Annotated in this window: 16 protein-coding genes; all 16 read left to right on the forward strand. The window is 60.8% G+C overall.

All coding sequences use genetic code 11. The annotated features are described in order from the left end of the window. Nucleotides 1-143 precede the first annotated feature (143 nt). Nucleotides 144-1,112: a LysR family transcriptional regulator gene (locus AC5IJH_RS15010; RefSeq protein ID WP_491903642.1), complete on the forward strand. Its 969-nt coding sequence runs from the start codon at nt 144-146 to the stop codon at nt 1,110-1,112. A 230-nt stretch (nt 1,113-1,342) separates the two neighbouring features. Beyond that, a complete protein-coding gene (locus AC5IJH_RS15015) occupies nt 1,343-1,624 on the forward strand; it encodes a hypothetical protein (protein ID WP_491903643.1) in 282 nt (93 codons plus the stop codon). Between the two features lie 13 nt (nt 1,625-1,637). After that, on the forward strand, nt 1,638-1,901 hold the full coding sequence (locus AC5IJH_RS15020) for a VirB3 family type IV secretion system protein (RefSeq protein WP_491903644.1): 264 nt from the start codon (nt 1,638-1,640) through the stop codon (nt 1,899-1,901). Beyond that, the gene (locus tag AC5IJH_RS15025; RefSeq protein ID WP_491903645.1) at nt 1,882-4,272 is read left to right on the forward strand and encodes a VirB4 family type IV secretion system protein; all 2,391 of its coding nucleotides are present in this window, start codon (nt 1,882-1,884) and stop codon (nt 4,270-4,272) included. Before AC5IJH_RS15020 ends, AC5IJH_RS15025 begins: the two co-directional genes overlap by 20 nt. Continuing rightward, nucleotides 4,269-5,105, forward strand: coding sequence for a TrbG/VirB9 family P-type conjugative transfer protein (locus tag AC5IJH_RS15030; protein ID WP_491903646.1), 837 nt, complete (start codon nt 4,269-4,271; stop codon nt 5,103-5,105). Before AC5IJH_RS15025 ends, AC5IJH_RS15030 begins: the two co-directional genes overlap by 4 nt. Nucleotides 5,106-5,108: 3 nt before the next feature. Further along, a complete protein-coding gene (locus tag AC5IJH_RS15035; RefSeq protein WP_491903647.1) occupies nt 5,109-6,380 on the forward strand; it encodes a TraB/TrbI/VirB10 family type IV secretion system protein in 1,272 nt (423 codons plus the stop codon). 21 nt (nt 6,381-6,401) lie between these two features. Then, entirely contained in the window at nt 6,402-7,190 is a 789-nt protein-coding gene (locus tag AC5IJH_RS15040) for a hypothetical protein (protein ID WP_491903648.1), read from the forward strand. 11 nt (nt 7,191-7,201) lie between these two features. After that, on the forward strand, nt 7,202-7,450 hold the full coding sequence (locus AC5IJH_RS15045; protein WP_491903649.1) for a hypothetical protein: 249 nt from the start codon (nt 7,202-7,204) through the stop codon (nt 7,448-7,450). Between the two features lie 12 nt (nt 7,451-7,462). Then, the gene (locus tag AC5IJH_RS15050) at nt 7,463-8,383 is read left to right on the forward strand and encodes a hypothetical protein (protein WP_491903650.1); all 921 of its coding nucleotides are present in this window, start codon (nt 7,463-7,465) and stop codon (nt 8,381-8,383) included. Nucleotides 8,384-8,554: 171 nt separating this feature from the next. Further along, entirely contained in the window at nt 8,555-9,364 is an 810-nt protein-coding gene (locus AC5IJH_RS15055) for a VirB8/TrbF family protein (RefSeq protein WP_491903651.1), read from the forward strand. Further along, a complete protein-coding gene (locus AC5IJH_RS15060) occupies nt 9,361-10,329 on the forward strand; it encodes a TadA family conjugal transfer-associated ATPase (RefSeq protein ID WP_491903652.1) in 969 nt (322 codons plus the stop codon). The genes AC5IJH_RS15055 and AC5IJH_RS15060 overlap by 4 nt, the downstream gene beginning before the upstream one ends. A gap of 519 nt (nt 10,330-10,848) precedes the next feature. After that, complete coding sequence (locus AC5IJH_RS15065; protein ID WP_491903653.1) at nt 10,849-11,223, forward strand: single-stranded DNA-binding protein; 375 nt, start codon at nt 10,849-10,851, stop codon at nt 11,221-11,223. Between the two features lie 69 nt (nt 11,224-11,292). Continuing rightward, complete coding sequence (locus AC5IJH_RS15070; protein ID WP_491903654.1) at nt 11,293-12,240, forward strand: DNA-primase RepB domain-containing protein; 948 nt, start codon at nt 11,293-11,295, stop codon at nt 12,238-12,240. 23 nt (nt 12,241-12,263) lie between these two features. Next, complete coding sequence (locus AC5IJH_RS15075; protein WP_491903655.1) at nt 12,264-12,590, forward strand: hypothetical protein; 327 nt, start codon at nt 12,264-12,266, stop codon at nt 12,588-12,590. Between the two features lie 178 nt (nt 12,591-12,768). Further along, entirely contained in the window at nt 12,769-13,149 is a 381-nt protein-coding gene (locus AC5IJH_RS15080; protein ID WP_491903656.1) for a plasmid mobilization protein, read from the forward strand. A gap of 481 nt (nt 13,150-13,630) precedes the next feature. Continuing rightward, on the forward strand, nt 13,631-14,937 hold a 1,307-nt coding region (locus AC5IJH_RS15085), incomplete at its 3' end, for a type IV secretion system DNA-binding domain-containing protein (RefSeq protein ID WP_491903657.1).

Raw genomic sequence — 14,937 nt, forward strand, 5'->3', positions numbered from 1 at the left:
GAATTGCCCGATTGAGAATGCTGATCGAGCGAAATCAGTCTGATAGCCCGGTGGCGCCCTGCGCCTCAATTGGCAATCTGAAGTATTAACCTGATTTTTAGTTACGTTATGGTACTGTCTCCGCACGTTGTAGGCGGTGGGCTGTGTATGAGACGTTGGAGTTTCGCCATCTGAGTTCGTTCGTCGCTGTGGCTGAGGCGTGCAATTTCCGCAAAGCCTCCGAGATGCTGAACATCTCGCAACCAGCATTGACGATGCACATCAAGCAGCTTGAAGATTCTCTGAACGTCAAGCTGTTCTTCCGTGGTCACGCCGGCGCATCGCTCACGACTTCCGGACGTGCGTTCGTGCCGTTGGCGAAGCAGATGCTGAAGATGCGGGAGGAGGCAGGCCGTTCTGTTCTGCAGACGCATGCCGCGGAAAATCTGCACTTCAATCTCGGCTACTCGCACTGGGTGCCACACCGGGTCGTTCGCGAGGCGATGGTCAGCTTTCCGGAGATTGTGCCGGGCGGTGAGATCATCCCGTCGAGTAGCACATCGCTCGCTCTGATCGACCAGGTTCTGGAAGGTCGACTAGATGCTGCACTCGTCAGCCTTCCCGCGCAGCGACCGCAATTGCGGTTCCATCATGTATGCAGTGAGCCGATGCTTGTCTGCTTGCGCAAGGATGACCCCTCAGCTTCATATGCCGAGATCCCGGCTGCGGAGATTAGTCGCCGTTTGCAGGTAATGTTTGAGCGGGCAGTGCATCCGGCTCTCTATGATGCACTGGACCGTCGTTTATCGGGTGGTGGCGTTCGTCTCAAACCGTCGCGACATGTCACTCACCCGGCCGATATGCAATTCCTGGTAGCTGAGCGCATCGGCTTCGGGTTATGCAGGGCAAGCGCCGACCTCCATCCGGACCTGACGCTCCGTCCCATCGCCGGCGTTTCCCTTCGAATCAAGACTGCGATCGTTTGCCACCGGAACTATCCGCGACCCTTTCTGCCGATCCTAGCATTCAGACTTGCTTCCGTCTGTGCGAAGGCGGAGGTGATCAGCGTGCCCAAGAAGCCGGTCGCTTCGGCAACCCCGGTTCTGGCTCCTACGGCAGCTCGGGTCTCCTGACAAGGCGATCAGAAACTCGAATCGGCCGATCCGAATTCGGTATTAGACGCAGGCGATGACCTGACGCAAGCTGTGCGCCATAGCGGCCCGAAAAAGGCCAGCGGAGGTGCAAGGTGAGTCGAATTCGCAGTTCTCTCCGGTTCCCAACCGGTGTCCGTCATAGGCTTCTCCATTCGGCTGATTTTCTGGCCGTCGCTCCCACAAGCGCATCTTTATCGCGCAGCCTTCGCGTGATGGCACCGAGTTTCTTTGCGTTTCTATTCGCTGGCGTTGCGCACGCACAAGGCACGATGGACTTCTCCGGCGCGCAGACGCTCATGGGCACGTTCAAGACCTTTGCGATCTATGCGGGAGCCGTGATCTGCTTCGGCGGCCTTATCTTCGCCGGAATCCGGATGTTGTCGGGGCGGTTCCAGGATGCGATTCCTGGACTGTTCGGCGCGCTGTTCGGTGCCGGTGTTCTCGGCTGGGGAGCTGGTTGGATCGGCTCGCTGACCGGGCAGCAGATGTGAAGGTGCATCTGCCATGGCTCGGCTTGGAGAACCGCACCCGATCAACCAAGCGCTGAATCGTCCACGAGCCAAGCTCGGCCTGGACCTCACAGCATGGATGACGATCGTCTTCGTCTCGGTTGCGGTTTTCCTTGCCGGGTTCCGATTACTGGCCCTGATGGCCTTTCCAACGCTCGCGATCGGCGCATGGCTGATCGTGCGCAAACACCCGAAGATGTTCGAGCTCTGGGGCCTGAGCCTCAGCCAGAAGAGCTACTATGACCCGCGCAAACGCTGAGCAGAGCAAATTCGTCCCGTGGTTCGCAAAGGCGGGAGCGGCGTCGAGCATCGTGCCGATCAGCCGCTTCTGCAATGACCACATCTTCGCGCTCAAGGACGGCGGGTACGGCTGCCTGTTCTCGCTCAAAGGTATCGACGAAGAAGGGCTGACGGATCAGGAGCTCGAATCACAGCTACGGCTCATCGAGGGAGCGCTGCGTGGCCTGCCGGAGGGCGCGAGCCTCTACCAGTACACACGAGTGCGCTCTGGCTTCGCACTGCCACAACAGGAGACCTACGCGAACCCGGTCACACAAGAGTTCGTCGAGGACCGTCTGCGCTACCTGGACGCGAACTCCGGCTTCCGGCGCATCGATCTCCACTGGTGCCTGACGCTCGAACCGCCACGAGTGAAGCCGTTCGAGCAGAAGCCGCACGAGCACGCAGCCGCGACTTCACGCATGCTCACCGAGCTGGAGAAGACGGCCGCGATCCTGGTCGGCAACCTCGCCAACTCACTTGGCGTCCGGCTCCTTGAGAAACAGAAGGTCTTGGAGTTCTTCCGCTATGTGTTCAACCTTGAGGACTGGGCCGAACAGGGTCAGATTCAGGGTGACAGCGGAGTCGATCGCCAGATCGTGCAGAGCCCTGTGACATGGGAGCAGGATCATCTGCGGGTAGGCAAGCGCTTCGTGCAGATGTATTCGCTCAAGACCACGCCGGAAGCGTCGCGGCCTTGCTTGTTCTCTGGACTGCTGATACTGCCGTGCGACTCGATCCTATGCTCGATCTGGCGCCCCAAGTCAGCTGCGACGACGCGCCACGAGATCGACCAGCAGGAGAAGTTCATCAGCTTCTTCAAGGTCGGGGTGTTGTCGCGAGTGATGGCCGGCCGCGACACGGAGTCGTTCGAAGATGGCGCTGGAGCGAAGGCGGCTAGTGTTGCGGTCGACGATCTCGGCGAGGTGGTTCGCTCACTCGACAAGAAAGCGCAGGGTGAGTACTCACTGCGGCTGCTGGTCGCGACTCGCAGCCTTAAGGATCTGCATGCCGTCGCGCCCGCGGTGCACCGTGTGTTCGTCGAGGCCCGGGCGCAGGTCATCGAAGAGACGCTGGGCAATCTGTCCGGCTTCTACGCGATGTTTCCAGGCAACCACAAGTTCAACGTTTTCAAGATGTGGCTGGGAGAAGACCATCACGCGCGTCTCGCTTCGATCTTCGCACCGCATCTCGGCCACCAGCGTTCGGACGATCTTGACCACGAGTACCTGACCGTCTTCGAGACGCGGACGGGGACACCCTTCTTCCAGGACGCTTACGTGGACGGTGTGCGAGTGATGCTCATCCTTGGGCCTACGGGCGCCGGGAAATCCGTGCACGGCAACTTGGCTATCGCTCACGAGCAGAAGTACGGCGGGTTCACCTACATCTTCGATATCGGTGGCAGCTACGAGAGCGTGGTCGAGCTTTATGGCGGACGAGTCGACCGGATTGGGCTCGATGGCCCTCGCGTCAACCCGTTTGCGCTGGCGCCGACCGATGCGAATATCCAGTTCCTCTACAGCTTCGCCAAGCTGCTTTTAGCGAACGGTGGCGCACAGCTCGAACCTGAAGACGATGACGTGGTCCACAAGGCCGTGCAGGACATATACCTGCTCGATCCTGCGAACCGCCGACTCGGGAACCTGTATTTGCCGAAGAACCTCGACCGCTATCTCTCGAAGTGGGTGGGTAAGGGTGTGTACAGCGCGATCTTCGACAACGTCGAGGACAGCCTCTCCCTGTCAAGGCTTCAGTGCCTTGACTTCCAAGGCATCAACCACCAGCAGCATGCCGACCTGATCGAGCCCTTGATGGTCTGGCTGCTGCGGCGGATCAACGATGTCCTCTACGATCCCGCGAATCTCGGCGTCCCCAAGCACATCCTGATCGAAGAGCTCTTCTCGTCCATGAAAAATCGGCAGCTGCTCGAGGCGGCGCTGGCGTCGATCAAAACAGTGCGGAAGAACCTGGGCGGCGTTACCCTGATCGGCCAGTCGGCAGAAGACCTGGGCGAGCATGCCGATTCGATCGTCAACTCCTGCACCTCGTTTCTCTTCCTGCGGGATGCGACCTTCAACCGCAAGCGCTATGCGGAACTGTTCAAGCTGAACGAGCAGCAGCTTGCGCTGTTCGAGAGCTTGCAAGACCGTGAGGGTCTCTACATCCGCCGCGACGGAATCACGAAGGTGATCCGACTCAATCTCGACAGCCGCAGCTATGCCGCCTTTTCGACCAAGCCAAAGGATCGAGTCCGCCGTGCCGCGCTGATTGCTGAGTACGGCGTCAAGGAAGGGATCAACCGCTTTGCAAGAACTACAGCCGCATCGGCAGAAGGGAACAGGGTATGAAGAGGCCGATCTTCCTGATCGTCAGCTGTGGCCTGCCGCTTGGTCTAGTACCGCCAGCCGTCCACGCCGCGCCAACGCATCCATTGCACCCGAATGCGCCGAGAATCGTGCTGGTCACGGAAGCGCAGGCGCCACCCGTCATCCGGGCCGGCCTCCTGCAATCGACACTGATCGTGCTGCCCGCGGAAGAGAAGGTCGCTAGTGTCTTCGCGGGCGACACCGTGGATTGGGTCTTCGACGGCGGACACGTCGCGAGCCGTTTCATCAGCGTCAAGCCGAAGACCGCAGGATGCACAACCGATGTGCACATCGTTTCCGATCACGGAAACGAGTACACGCTTGAACTCGATGAAATCTCCGCCGACACGGACGGCCACTACGACTCCAAAGTCCTGATCGAGCCCGGCGATCAGGTTGCGAAGGAACGACTGACTCAGCTGCCGGTGTTTGTGCCGGCTGCGGACCTCGAGAAGGCGAAACAGGATGCGGCCGCAGCCCAGGCGACACAAGCCGCTGCGCTCAGGACGGAGCAGACAAAGCAGCAAGCGTATCGCAGCCAATATCCGGGATCTCTTCACTTCGACTACCTCTGGGACGAGAAGAAGGGCAGGGATCTGGGGCTTGAGCAGATCTGGCGCGATGACAAGTTCACCTACCTTCGCGGCACCTTCCAGGAGACGCCTGCGCTCTACGAGATCAAGGACAAGAAGCCGTCTCTGATCAACTTCGACTTCGCGGACGGACTCTACACGGTTCCGAAGGAACTCGAGTCTGGGTATCTCGCGATCGGCAAACAGCGGGTCGACTTCCGCCGCTCCGGCGAGGGGAGGTGACCCATGCCCGAGCCTACCAACAGCCAGCCGACGGTCCCGGAGCAACCTGAGTCGAGGGCACCGCTGCGCAGGAGCCTGCCGGTCGTGATCCCGTTGATTGTCATCGTGGCGCTGATCGGGTTGGCTAACATGACCAGCTTACTAAGCGGAAACCGCAAGAACGCTCCTGCGAGCGCGCTGACGATGAGCCCGACGACGCCAAACGCGCAGCAGGTGTCTTCTTTCGAGAAGCAGCAGCAGATGCAGGCCCGTCATGACGCAGACGAGCGCAAGCGCCAGCAGACGATAGCGGCTGCCATGCAGCAACTGCAACAGGCAGAAGATGTGCCGAGCCCGGAGGCAAGCGCGGCGCCACCGATGACGGCAGCGCAACGTGCGGCCATCTACGGCGAGAGCCCGAACGCGCCCAGCAAGACTTCAAACCAGACCGAAGCGCAGGCAGAGGCGAAGCAGAAGCGGCTGGCCATCGAGAAGCAGAGACAGGATGCCCTCAACAGCGACACGGTCGCGATCGATTTCGCGCGGGAAGGAAGTGTCGCCGGGCGGGGGATCGCCGGAATCACTGGAGAGGATCGGCGGGATGCCACCGACGTGGAGCAGACGACTGAGAAGCCCGCATCGCTGAAGGGCAGCTCTTCGGGGCCAGAGAAAGCGAACGCGATGGCCGCCTACCCGTTCGATGAGTACCAAGGGCGGCTCTACCGGGTTTTCGAAGGCACGGTGCTCGAAGGCGTCGTCACAAATCGCGTCGACGGCGGCTTCTCCGGCCCGGTCCTGGTCATGCTGACGACCGACTACTACTCGCACGATCACCAGCAACTCCTGATGCCACAAGGAACGCGCTTGATTGGCACCGTCCAGAGCGTCGGGAATGCGCAGCAGCGGCGCATGTTCGTCACCTTTCATCGTGCCGTCTGTCCGGACGGCTTCTCTCTCGATTTCGACAAGTACCTCGGCCTCGATCAAGTGGGAACGACTGGGCTCGCGAGCAAGGTCGATCACGGCTACCTGATGGCCTTCGGTGCAGTGGCGGCCATCGGCGGCTTGGGAGGCCTCGCCCAGATCGGCAACAACGGCACGGTGCTCCAGCCCTCGACCCAGATCCGCAACGGGATCTCCGAACAGACTGCCGCAGAAGGCGAGCAGGTTCTGAACCACTTCCTGAACCGCTTACCGATCATCACGCTCAAAGAAGGGTCACGTGCCCGTGTCTACATCGGTCGCGACCTTCTCGTTCCGTCCTACGCGGAACATCGCGTCGATCCCGCTCTCTAGCTCAGGTTCAAGGAGGATCCCATGCAGAACCGTAGGCTCGGCAATCGAGGCAAGTGGCTTGTCGGCGGCGGCCTGGTGCTCGCGACCGCAACGCCCAGCTTTGCGCTGTTCGGTCTCGGAGACATCGTTTTCGATCCGACCAGTTACGCGAGCCTGGTCTCGCAGCTCACCACGCTGAAGACGCAGTACACGATGCTGAAAAACAACATTTCTCACTTCTCGTTCAAGCAGCAGTGGCAGACCACACTCCACGCCTTCGAGAACGCAGACGTCCGCAACCTCTTCGGCGAGACGAACGGACTGACGACAGCGCTAAACACGAACGCGCCAACAGCATCCATCGCCGGGTGGACAGCAGCTTCCGTCCCGATGAGCTCGGATTCGCGATCCTATTTGGCTGCACAGCCGTCGGGCAGTCCGCAGCTCGCACTGCTCGCCATGATCGAGATGTCTGATTCGATCTCGCCCGATTGCATCACGGCAGTCGGCCAGTATCGAGCAGCTCGTGCGCAGAACCAGCCTGCGAACACGAGCCTCGCAGCCGACGAACTCGACGGCTCCGACGCGACCAACAGTGAGGTCCAGCAGCTGAACCTGCTGAACGCCGCGGAAGCGCAGAAGATGGCCGAGATGCAGTCGCAGGGCGTGTTGCAGGCCTGCCTGGCCGCTGAGATGGCGGTCGCCAACATGCAGCAACGGAACGCGGCAGCGAACGACCTAAACACGGCAGCGTTCGTCGAGGCTCAGCGCGCAACGCACGACATGAGCGCGGCAAGTGAAGGGAACACCTGGCAGACGTATCTGCCCTAAGGAATCACGTCATGCTCAACGCGCTCAACACGAAGCTACTGATCGCCATCCTTGCGCTCCTGGCCCTGATCGGCGGCGGAGTGATGTACGAGCATCATCAGACGGCGAAGATGGCCGCGATCCTCGAACAGCAGCAGCAAGATCGAGACCGCCGCCTCCGGGAAGACGAGGCCTTCCGCAAACGAGTGGAAGAGCTCAAGCGTAAGCACAGCGTCGCTGCCGGCAACGAAAGCAAGACCTGGACAAAGTACCTCCCGTAGAAGGAAACCCTGATGAGCGCAACTCTCGTTCTCGCGCAAGCACTCCCGTCCGGTAGCTCAGGGATGGACTGGCTCTACCAGTTCACAAATAACCTGACGAACTTGACGACGCAGAACGGGGACGCGCTCACGCAGCTCGGGTTGGTGGAACTAAGCGCCATCGCGCTGTTCACCTTGGTCAGCATGGTCATCAACTGGAACACCAGCACGATGACATTCCGGCTACACCATCACCCGGTGCGTGCCGGCGATCTCACGAATTTTCTGCTGAAGCTGATCGTCTGCTCGCTGCTCGAGACCTACTGGGTGAATCCGTTTCCCGGGGCGAGCTTTGGGCTGAACCACTTCTTCTCCTACATCGCGCAGGCGATGGTCGCGGCCTTCGATCAGCACTCGCTCGATCAGCTCCTGATGCTGCTCAGGACAGCCGGTAACGGCACCGCGATGCCCTCGATCACCGCACCCATCGAGATCCTCTGCTATGTTCTGGTGCAGCTGATGCTGGGAGTGGCATCCGCCATCCTGTTCGTCATCAACTGCAGCGCATTCATCCTTTACGGTGTCGCGGCGCTATTCGGACCGGTCTTCATCCCGCTGCTGATGACGCATAGTTTCCGGGCGAAGTTCTTCCACTTCCTCGATGTGCTGCTCAGCTTTGCCATGATCCGTGCAGTCGCTGCCGCGTTCATCTTCGTCTGGGCGGGATTCATGAACGGGTTCCTGCAGCAGACGTTTAATGGGAACTATTCCATGCAGATGTGGATGGCGAACCTGATCCCGTGCCTGATGGTGTTCATTGCCTTCATCATCAACATGCTGTTCATCCCGAGTATGACCCAGGCGATCTTCGGAGGTGCTGCTGGTCTGGTGTCCGCAGCTCCGAGACTCGCTGGTGGAGCAATCGCAACCTCAGCCATTCGGGGAGGGGCTTAGAGATGTGGGAGTTCTTGATTGGAATGTTCATTGGAGACTCGGTGGCTCAGTCTCGTGCTGGACGATTCATCCGACCTTTGCTGGCGCTCTGTGTCGTCGGGCTTCTGCTTGCGGCGGGCATCTATACGGCCGCGGTCTTGAGCGCAGTCTCGGAAAGGAGCGGTGCATCGCATGTCCACCCGCACAGCACCCGCTGACGCCGCCCTCACACCCGAGCAGGCGCTTCTAGCTGATCAGATCGGCAACGAGGTCTATGCCTCACACTACGCCGAGCGCAGAGCTTATCGCCTGATCATCGGGTGCGGCACTGTCCTCCTCTGCGGCTCCCTGTGGCTCAACTTCGCCCTGGCGCACCGGCCCGTGGCCAATCGCTACATCCGGATCGATGAGATGGGACGCGCGCAGGCGATCCAGTACAGCGACCTGAACTACAGCCCGCGTGAGGGCGAAGTTCGAACGTACCTGACGGAGTGGGCTAACTACCGCTACACCGTGAGTCGAGATGTGATCGCAAAAAAGTATCCGCTGAACTACTACTTCCTCTCGCAGCCCCTTGCCGCACAGCTTATGGCGTCTGACAACCAGAGCCACCTCGTCTCGCAGGTCATGGGCGGCCAGCTGGAGTCGAGCGAGGTCCAGGTGCGGAACGTCACGATCACCTCGATGGCGGAAGAGACAGTGCAGGGAACGCGGATTGCGCGGGGCACGGCTCTCGTGACGCTCGACAAGCTCTTTTCCGCGGAGCACTCACGCGAGCCGCGCACAGAGCACTGGCTGCTCTCGGTGACGTACTACCTGAACCCGAAGCAGGTCAGCGATCAGGCGAGGATCTTTCCGCAATACGAGACTATGAATCCGCTCGGACTGACGATCACCGAATTCCACGAGAACCGGGTGTCCGTCGATCCGATCACGCCAGAGAATCCGACCACGACCGGTGATCAGTTAAAGCACCCGAATGCAGGAGGAGGAAAGCGATGAGCTTCGAGCTGATCTTGCCGTTCTTCCCGGAAGAGCTGCGAGCGCTGCTGCTCGATCCCTCGATCTCTGATCTGATGATCAACGGGACCGCGGGAGTGTTCGCCGATCGCAGCGGTGTCATCGAGCGGATTCCGCTCTCGACTCCGTACACCAACGATCGTCTTCAGGCTGCCATCGAGCGCGTCGCTCGCATACTGGGCCAGGATCTCACGCAGCAGAACCCGATCTTGAACACGCGCATGCCAGATGGCTCGCGTGTCGCTGTGGTCGGCGCGCCGTCTTCGATTGGCGGTCCGACCCTCACCGTACGCAAGTTCAACCGGTGGTACACCTCTGGCGAACTGGTGGACGCAGGGTGCATGTCTGCTCACGTGTGTGACGCTGTGGTGAGCCTGATCCTCGCCCGAAAGAACGGCATTATCAGCGGCGGTACCGGTTCGGGCAAGACGACGGTCGTGAAGGCGTTGCTCGATCACGTCCCAGCTCACGAACGACTCGTGATCATCGAGCAACCAGCAGAGCTGAAGATCTCGCATCCGAACGCGGTTCGCTGGGAGGCCGTCGACGTGATCCCCGGCCAGGTGGCGATCACGCCGAGCCAGCTCGTTGCCGCTGCACTGCGCCATCGCCCGGATCGCATCATCCTCGGGGAGATCCGAGATGAGTGCGGCTATGACTTGCTGCAGGCGATGAACACCGGCCATGGCGGAACGCTCTCGACGCTCCATGCCGACTCCGCGCTCGATGCGCTTGATCGGCTCGCAGACATGGCGCTGAGTGCGCGGACGAATCTCGATCAGTCCTTCGTGAGGTCGCAGACCGGCAAGGCAGTCGATTTCGTCCTGCACTGCGAGCGGGATAACGCCGGCCATCGTCGCGTCCGAGAGCTCATCACGGTTTCGGGCTACTGCCATCGGGAGCAGGCGTTCCTGACCGAGGTGGTCTACCGCGCCTCCGATGCCTGAGACGTCCGCACTCTCCTGAAGCTTCCACCCTGATTCGAGGTCACTGCGATGGTCACACATGCTGCCAATCCGGCTGCACAGCCCAACTCGTCTCTGAATGCGCCTCTTCTCGCGATCTCGAGCGGCGGAGCGGCGACAGAGGTCAGCCGATTCGAGTGGGTGCCGCCAACGGCAGCGAACGTGCTTGCAGGTGTGGACTTGCCGTTGTTGCGAATCAAAATCGTCGCAGGAAGGAACAGGGTGCCTCTGGCGCGTGGAGAGTGCTTCCGTCCGATATCCCGTCCTCTGCTCGGGGTCACGCTTCGGGGCCTGTCCGGCGCCCTGCGGCACGGCGTCGCTCTGCTTTCTCGGGACCTCCCGGAACAAGTATGGACAGCCGCGGAAAGAACGCCGCCCACACTTCTTCCGGGCCCCGCCAACAAAGCACTCCTTGACCTTGGGAGCCGGGCCCACTCGCTCGGCTTCGCCTGGTGTGACCCGAGCAGCTTACGGGAACTAAACGAAACGGAGATCACGACCATGTACCAGAACAAAGTCACCCTAATCGGCTTCCTTGGCAACGATGCAGAAGTTCGCACCAACAACGGCCGCAGCCTCACCACTCTGTCCCTCGCAACCAAGTCTTCCTACAAGAAGGACGAAAAATACGTCGAGCACACCGAATGGCACCGCTGCGTTGTCTTCGCGAAGCTCGGTGAGTTCGCCGCGACGCTCAAGAAGGGCGCACATCTCCAGGTCGAAGGCGAGCTGCGCAGCCGCAAGTACCAGAGCACGAAGACCAACGCCGAGCAGACCATCTGGGAGATCCGGGTCGACTCGATCCTCAAACTCAACCGCGCTGCGAAAGCCGCCGGCGAGGACGGCGAAGACACTCCCGACATGGAAGCTGCCTAGCGAACCTGTCCCAGCCTGAGAGCCCGGCCTCGAGCCGGGCCTTCTGGACCGCAACTCCGAGGTGAATCGATGAACGCTGTCGCTAGAGAGTTCTTGAGCCGCTGCTTCGAGCCAGGCTCGACGATTGCGGTCCTGCTGCGCTCGGCGGAGACGTCGCGAACCCAGCAGCGTGTCGTCACGCTTGACCAAGCGATTGCGGCGCGATACCTCGCTTGGCTTCGCCATCAGAACGACGCTGGAGCGGACATTTACGTTGCCGCTAATCCGCTGAAGCCGGGGAGCCGGAAGCGCACCAAAGAATGCATCGCGTCCGTGCGGCATCTGTACCTCGATATCGACCAGGATGGCGACCGTGCTCTCGCTCGGCTTCGATCCTCGGACGAGGTTCCGCTACCCAACGCGATCCTCACGACCTCTCCTGCGAAGTATCAGGTGCTCTGGCATGTCGAAGGCTTCGACTCTGCGCAGCAGGAAGCTACCCTAAAGCAGCTGGCGACGACCTTCGGCGGTGATCCGGCATGCACGGACTGCAATCGGGTGCTTCGGCTGCCTGGCTACCTGAACCAAAAGTATGCGCCGGCATACTCGGTCACGGTCGAGTATGGCTTCGATCGGGTCGCGCATCCGTCAGACTTCCGCCTGCCGGATGCGCTGTCCAACCGTGAGGTGTGTCGTAGTCAGAAGCCCTGCATCCCGGCTACGCGCAAGGACAGCCAATCGGAGCAGGACTGGGCCTGGGCATGTGCGCAGCTTTCGGCAGGAGCGGACGCGAATAAGCTGACGCGGCTCCTTGCAGAACGCCGTTCTGACAAGCCGAACCCGCTCTACTACGCGCAGCGCACGATCGATGTCGCTTCGGCGCGCCAATGGTTCCTCATCGGCGCGCCGCTCGGGGATGTGATCACGATGCTCGAAGACCGTCATCGCTTCGACCTCTCTCCCAATCTCTGCACCGTCCGCGCTCGGGAGATCGCGGCTACTGCGCAGCGGATGATCGCACGCCGCAAGCTTGCCTGATTCGAGTTCCGAAGGAGACCGCAATGCCTCTACTTGAAGTCAACCAAACCCGCCACGTCAGCACCTCGATTCGGCTGACCGATACCACTGCCAATCAGGTCGATCAGTACGCTGCGTTTATCCGCGCATCAGCCGACGACGTCGTCGAGCAGGCGCTCGCCTACGTCTTCTCCAAGGACCGCGAGTTCCAGGACTTCCTCAAGACACCCGAAGCACGTCAGGTTGCAGCGACGCTTCGCATCCGCAAAGCGCCGGCCGCAGACGCACCGGAAGCTTTGCCGAAGAGGCCGACGATCGTGGCTTCTTCCGCTCCCCAAACAGCAGCAATGGTGGCGGGATCGAAGGCATGATCCCGCGCCTGCATCAGTGGCAGAGCCAATGCGGTGCTTCGCACCGGGAGAATGTCGACACTCCACCCCTGACAGGGCTGTGCAGATCCGGTTTCGTTCACTGGCGTGAACGTCCGTCAAGTCTGCGACTTAGACGAAGCCTGTTCACCGCAGTGAACATGCGATTGAAAGCATCCTGATGCCTGACACCGTCGATTTTGCGAGCCGCTTGCGCCGGAATCGGAGCGGGAGCGACCGCGCCAGAACAATAGGCGCGAGAGTCAGTCCAGATGAGCAGGGCGAACTCATTTCTGCCGCCAACCGCGCCGGTTGCAACGTGAGCGAGTGGGCGCGTGCGGTACTGCTTCGCGAAGCCAGGAACAGCACGAGCGATCCGCTCTTCTCGGAAATCGTGGCGCTACGGATGATGCTCAATGAGTTGCTGCGGCCTGTTTGTTGCGGCCATGTGCTGACAGCCGAGGCGTTCGACGCTCACCTACAGAACATCCGGCAGACCAAGCAGAAGGTTGCGCAGGACATACGCCGGCAATACGCCGCAGCTGCAGATCTGGAGAGCTGACGAGATGCCGACACAGTGGGGACGAAAGGAGACGATCGTCTGGCCGTCGCACGCGCCGGTCTACACATACACGGCTGCGGTGGCCGCCCTGTTTTGCCTCGGTCTGTTCAGCTTTCAGCAGCTGCATTCGCTGCCGATCTTGGAGCGTTCGTACATCTCGGAATACGTCCGGTCGAGGATTGGCGCTCAGTTCAAGCAATCGGGCGAGTACGCGCTCATCTACGTCGTCTGGCCGCCGCGCAAGCCGCGCTTGGCATTACCGCCAGACTTCGGGCCTGGCGAAATGAACTTGCCCGATGGTCGCGTGATCAACGCACGATTCTCTGAACTGGCCATGGCTCAGGGCCTTCAGGGTTTGAGCCGCGGCAGACCGCGACGGTACAGAGATGCGTCCCTCGCGCGTTGGTTTCAAGGAGCCATCTACGGCGGCAGGGGACTGGTCGAGATTCTCAAGGTGCCTCTGATCGAAGGAGCCGTTGTCTTGGTTCTCTTCTTAAGCTTCGCTGTGCAATGGGACGCGAGGCGCTTCAAGCAGCTGAAGTACGGCCGGCGTTTGCGCGGACCCGTAATGGTCACACCAGCGCAATTCAACAAAGCGCTCAAGGGCGACGGGATTCGTATCCAGACTGAGCGGAGAGGAACTGTTCTCAAGCTGCCGTTGCGGGCCGAAGCCAAGCACATCCAAATCATGGGCGACACAGGCACAGGCAAGTCGACCCTGTTGATGCAGATGCTCCAGCAGATCGAGCAGCGGGGTGAGTCTGCCATCGTCTACGACCCTACGGGCGAGTTCACCGAGCGGTTCTATAGCGCGAAGCGTGGCGACTGGATACTCAATCCGCTGGACGCACGCTCACCCTACTGGACGCCAGCGAGCGAGTTACGCAATCCCGCGGAGGCCCGCACAATCGCGACCTCGCTTTACCAGCCAACAAACGACAAGAAGGGCGAGTTCTTCACCGAGACGCCGCAAAAGATTTTCGCTCACCTGCTGAAGTATCGGCCGTCGCCGCAGGACCTGGTGTACTGGATGAGTCACGAGGAAGAGATCGACCGGCGTGTGACCGGCACGGAACTTGCAGCCATGATCGCGAAGGGAGCACAACAGCAGCGCAGTGGTGTGCTCGGTTCACTGGGACTGATCGCCGACAGCCTTCGCTTGCTGCCCACTAGGGAACAGGCCGGAGGGCGCGAGTGGAGCGCGAATGAGTGGTCCAAGGAACGCGAGGGCTGGGTCTTCCTCACGTCGACTGAGAACACGCAAGAGGCGTTGCGGCCGCTGCACTCGTTGTGGCTCGACTCGCTCGTGTTGCGCCTATTGACCACGCCCGAACCGGGTCAGCGCCGGGCATGGTTCGTCATCGATGAGCTCGCGAGTTTGCAGCGGTTGCCGCAGTTTCACACTGCACTCACCAAGGGTCGGAAGAGCAACAACCCGATCATCTTCGGCTACCAGGGCAAGGCACAGTTGGAGACGATCTATGGGCATCTCGCCGAGGTGATGCTCTCACAGCCGTCCACGAAGTTTGTGCTCAAGACGGCCGAGCCGAAAGCTGCGAAGTGGGCTTCGGAACTCATCGGCGACATCGAAATTGAGCGCGTGCGCGAGACCGTAGCCGACGGCAAGCGGCAGGGCAAGAGCTTCACGATGGACCGGCAGATCGAGCCGCTGGTCATGAGCTCTGAGATCGAAGGCCTCGACGATCTGCATTCCTTCGTCAAGCTCGGGAACTACGTCTCGCGGTTCTCATTTCCGCCGATGGAGCTCCGGAGGATTGCGCCAGCTTT

The sequence above is a fragment of the Candidatus Dedyshia acidiphila genome (genome assembly GCF_051025295.1).
GTDB lineage: Bacteria > Acidobacteriota > Terriglobia > Terriglobales > Acidobacteriaceae > KBS-83.

Bases quoted from the DNA above. Each gene is read 5' to 3' on its own strand.
- AC5IJH_RS15035 (WP_491903647.1), top strand. From the start codon at position 5,109: ATGCCCGAGCCTACCAACAGCCAGCCGACGGTCCCGGAGCAACCTGAG.
- AC5IJH_RS15045 (WP_491903649.1), top strand. From the start codon at position 7,202: ATGCTCAACGCGCTCAACACGAAGCTACTGATCGCCATCCTTGCGCTC.
- AC5IJH_RS15055 (WP_491903651.1), top strand. From the start codon at position 8,555: ATGTCCACCCGCACAGCACCCGCTGACGCCGCCCTCACACCCGAGCAG.
- AC5IJH_RS15030 (WP_491903646.1), top strand. From the start codon at position 4,269: ATGAAGAGGCCGATCTTCCTGATCGTCAGCTGTGGCCTGCCGCTTGGT.
- AC5IJH_RS15060 (WP_491903652.1), top strand. From the start codon at position 9,361: ATGAGCTTCGAGCTGATCTTGCCGTTCTTCCCGGAAGAGCTGCGAGCG.
- AC5IJH_RS15070 (WP_491903654.1), top strand. From the start codon at position 11,293: ATGAACGCTGTCGCTAGAGAGTTCTTGAGCCGCTGCTTCGAGCCAGGC.
- AC5IJH_RS15025 (WP_491903645.1), top strand. From the start codon at position 1,882: ATGACCCGCGCAAACGCTGAGCAGAGCAAATTCGTCCCGTGGTTCGCA.
- AC5IJH_RS15080 (WP_491903656.1), top strand. From the start codon at position 12,769: ATGCCTGACACCGTCGATTTTGCGAGCCGCTTGCGCCGGAATCGGAGC.
- AC5IJH_RS15020 (WP_491903644.1), top strand. From the start codon at position 1,638: ATGGCTCGGCTTGGAGAACCGCACCCGATCAACCAAGCGCTGAATCGT.
- AC5IJH_RS15040 (WP_491903648.1), top strand. From the start codon at position 6,402: ATGCAGAACCGTAGGCTCGGCAATCGAGGCAAGTGGCTTGTCGGCGGC.
- AC5IJH_RS15050 (WP_491903650.1), top strand. From the start codon at position 7,463: ATGAGCGCAACTCTCGTTCTCGCGCAAGCACTCCCGTCCGGTAGCTCA.
- AC5IJH_RS15075 (WP_491903655.1), top strand. From the start codon at position 12,264: ATGCCTCTACTTGAAGTCAACCAAACCCGCCACGTCAGCACCTCGATT.
- AC5IJH_RS15065 (WP_491903653.1), top strand. From the start codon at position 10,849: ATGTACCAGAACAAAGTCACCCTAATCGGCTTCCTTGGCAACGATGCA.